Annotated in this window: 5 protein-coding genes; 4 read left to right on the top strand and 1 reads right to left on the bottom strand. The window is 71.4% G+C overall.

Annotation, left to right across the window (positions count from 1 at the left end):
- Positions 1–705, bottom strand: a 705-nt coding sequence (locus ACOADB_RS24050; protein WP_378604740.1) for a WD40/YVTN/BNR-like repeat-containing protein, incomplete at its 3' end; no start/stop codon positions are given.
- Between the two features lie 95 nt (positions 706–800).
- Between ACOADB_RS24050 and ACOADB_RS24055 the strand changes: the two genes are divergently transcribed.
- From ACOADB_RS24055 to ACOADB_RS24070, 4 genes are all read left to right on the top strand, one after another.
- Complete coding sequence (locus ACOADB_RS24055; RefSeq protein WP_378604743.1) at positions 801–1,706, top strand: EamA family transporter; 906 nt, start codon at positions 801–803, stop codon at positions 1,704–1,706.
- Positions 1,707–1,768: 62 nt separating this feature from the next.
- A complete protein-coding gene (locus ACOADB_RS24060; protein WP_378604746.1) occupies positions 1,769–1,981 on the top strand; it encodes a hypothetical protein in 213 nt (70 codons plus the stop codon).
- A 41-nt stretch (positions 1,982–2,022) separates the two neighbouring features.
- A complete protein-coding gene (locus tag ACOADB_RS24065) occupies positions 2,023–2,958 on the top strand; it encodes an alpha/beta fold hydrolase (protein WP_378604749.1) in 936 nt (311 codons plus the stop codon).
- Positions 2,955–3,379 (top strand): PQQ-dependent sugar dehydrogenase (locus ACOADB_RS24070; protein WP_378604752.1); only part of this gene is annotated, 425 nt, incomplete at its 3' end. The genes ACOADB_RS24065 and ACOADB_RS24070, both read left to right, overlap by 4 nt.

Raw genomic sequence — 3,379 nt, forward strand, 5'->3', positions numbered from 1 at the left:
CCCGCCCTCGTCGTCGGACCGGTAGACCCCGCCGTGGTTCTGCAGGTACAGGCGCTCGGGGCGGCCCGGATGCCGGGTGACCTTGTGGACGCACTGGCCGAACTCGGGATAGCGCTGGTCCTCGGGCAGGAAGTCCGCCCGGATGCCCTGGTTGCGTGGGCTCCAGGATGCACCGCCGTCGGTGGTGCGGTAGACGCCGCCGGTGGAGATCGCGGCGGTGATGGAGGCCGGGTCGCTCGGGTGCGGGAGCACGGTGTGGAAGGCCTGGCCACCGAAGCCCTCACCCCACTCGGGCCGCTGTGGGTGGTTCCAGAGCCCCTCCTCCAGCGCGAAGCTGGCACCCCCGTCGGTGGAGGTGAAGACGGCTCCCGGCTCGGTGCCGGCGTGCAGCACGCCCTCCTGCGCGCCCGGGACGATCTGCCAGATCCGCTCGAGGGTGGCTCCGGATCCCTCGGGGAACCGGATCGCGCCGTTCGGGGTCTCCTGCCAGGTCGCGCCGAGGTCGTCGGACCAGCGCAGCTGCGGGCCGAGCCAGCTCGACGACGCCCCGGAGAACAGCCGCGGCGTCGCGCCGCGGGTGTCGACGAGGCCCGAGTAGACCTCTTCCATGTCGTGGTGGGGGCCGGTGAAGGACCAGTCCTTCCGGTCCTCGGAGGTGCCCACCCACAAGCCCTTGCGGGTTCCGACCATCAGGATCGTCGTCATCGTTCCTCCGTGCACGTAGCGCTCGACAACTGCCTCTCCTCACTCTGACCGACGGGGCCGGCAAAAGTCATCGGTGCCGCCGGTACCGTCTGCCCGTGCCCGCCTCACCCCCCGATGCCGAGAGGGGCCACGGCCACCGCCCGCCCCTCGGGGTGGCGGTCGCCCTGGTCCTGCTCGGCATCGGCTCGGTGCAATTGGGGGCGGGCTTCGCCAAGAAGCTGTTCGACGACCTCGAACCGAACGGTGTGGTCTGGCTCCGGCTGGCGACCAGTGCCGTCGTGCTCCTGCTGTGGGCGCGGCCGAGGCTGAGCGGGCGCAGTCGCGAGGACTGGCTCGTCGCGGCTCGCTACGGCGCCTGCCTCGGCGCCATGAACTGGGGCATCTACCAGTCGTTCTCGCGGATCCCGATCGGTGTCGCGGTCACCATCGAGTTCATCGGACCGCTCGTCCTCGCCGCGGTCGGGTTCCGCCGACCGCGGCACCTGGTGTGGGTCGGGCTGGCCGCCGTCGGTGTCCTGCTCCTCGGCTTCGAACGCGGTCACCTCGACCCGGTCGGCGTGGCGTACGCACTGCTGGCGGGTGCTGCCTGGGCGGGTTACATCCTGTCCAGCGCCGCGACCGGCCGGCGCTGGGAGGGCATCGACGGCCTCGCCGTCGCGAGCCTGGTCGCCGTGGTGCTGTTGAGCCCCCTGCTCCTGTTCACCGTCGACGGTGGCGACCTGCTCGACTCGCGTGTGCTGCTGATCGGTGCGGCCGTGGGCCTGCTGAGCTCGGTGGTCCCCTACAGCGCCGAGCTCGCCGCCCTCCGCACCCTGCCGGCCGCGACCTTCGGTGTCCTGATGAGCCTGGAGCCCGCAGCCGCTGCGCTGGCCGGCCTGCTCGTGGTGGGCGAGGAGCTCGCACCGGTGCAGTGGGCAGCGATCGGTTGCGTCGTCGTGGCGAGCGTCGGCGCGACCCGCGCGACGCGCCACCCGATTCACCCAGATGTCACCTCAGGGTGACCCGGCGAACACCTTGGCCTCGATAGTGTCGGGACATCTCCCCACCTCTCGAAGGCAACACCGTGTCTCCCCTCTTCCCCTTGCTTCGCACCCTCGATGCCGTCCGCACCTGGCCCGTGACTGCCCAGCAGCACGCGCGCCGCAACGCGATGATCGCGCTCACCGAGTGCACCCGGCGCCGGGCGGAACGCGAGGACGTCGACCGGTTCTTCGCGGCCCGCTACCCCGAGCCCGAGGTCGCGTCCGCCGGGATCCTTGACTCGCGCCACGGCTGAGACGAGCCCCGCGCCGCGTCGGTTCAGGCAGAATCGACCGCATGTCGACCCCCGCACCCCGGCCTGAGCAGCGCGTCCGGCCGTCGTCCATCGCCTTCCGCGACATCCTGTCCGACGACGGCACGACCGTCCGGGCGTGGACGAACGACCCCGACGGCGTGATCGACGGGCCCACCGTGGTGCTGTGCAACGGGCTGGGCACCAACCCCTACCTGTGGCCGTGGCTGCTGGACCCGGAGTGCGGCGTCCGGATCGTGTCGTGGAACCACCGCGGCGTGGGTGGCTCGGAGCGCCCGCGGAACCGCAAGCACGTCGAGATCGAGCACTTCGTGCAGGACGGCTTGTCCGTCATGGACCACTTCGGCATCGACAACGCGGTCCTCATGGGCTGGTCGATGGGCGTCAACACCGCCTTCGAGCTCGCCTACCGCCACCCCGAGCGGGTGCGCGGCATCTTCGCGATGTGCGGGGTCCCGGGAGACACGTTCTCCACGATGCTCGCGCCCTTCCACCTGCCGCGCGTCGTGGCCCGCGCGATCACCATCAACGCCTGCCGGGTCGCCCAGCACACCGGCTTCATCGCGAACCCGATCGTGCGCCGCATCCCCATGGGTCCGCGCACCGTCAAGCTGATCACCAGCACCCGTTTCATCTTCCCCGTGCCGGACCCCGCGACGACCGCGATCGGCCTCGAGGAGTTCATGACGACGCCGACCGACTGGTACGCACGGCTGGCCATCGGCACCTCGCGCCACCCGCGGGTGCGGCTGAGCCAGATCCATGTCCCGACGATGTTCGTCTCGGCGACGTACGACCTCCTGGCTGGCGCCCGGGACATGGCGTCGGCCTCGCGCCGGCTCACCGACCGCGGCGAGGACAGCCAGTACGTCGAGCTGCGTGGCTCGCACTTCGTGCAGCTCGAACAGCCCGACCGCGTGCACCAGCTGCTGCTCGACTTCCTGGCGCGCGCCGCGTGACACACCTGGTGAGCCGTCGCGCGGCAGCGTCCCTCCTCGTGATCGGCCTGCTCGTCACCGGCTGCGGGCAGGGCGGCAACACGACGGACATCGACGTGTCCGGCACGGCGACGGCGGCACCCACGGGAACCGTTCGTGGTGGCGAGATCACCTTCGCCGTCGACGGCATCCCCGACGTGGTGGCGACGATCGCGACCGGACTGGCGACGCCGTGGGGCGTCGACTTCCTGCCCGACGGTCGGGCCGTGGTCACCGAGCGCGACAGCGCCCGGGTCCTGGTCGTCACGTCGCCGAAGATCGGCAAGGAGCCGACGAAGGAGCAGGGCAAGGTGGTCGAGGTCGGCCGGATCCCCGAGGTCGACCCGCGCGGCGAAGCCGGACTGCTCGGCGTTGCGGTCTCCCCCGCCTTCGCGACGGACAA

Source organism: Nocardioides sp. CPCC 206348, assembly GCF_048654705.1.
GTDB lineage: Bacteria > Actinomycetota > Actinomycetes > Propionibacteriales > Nocardioidaceae > Nocardioides.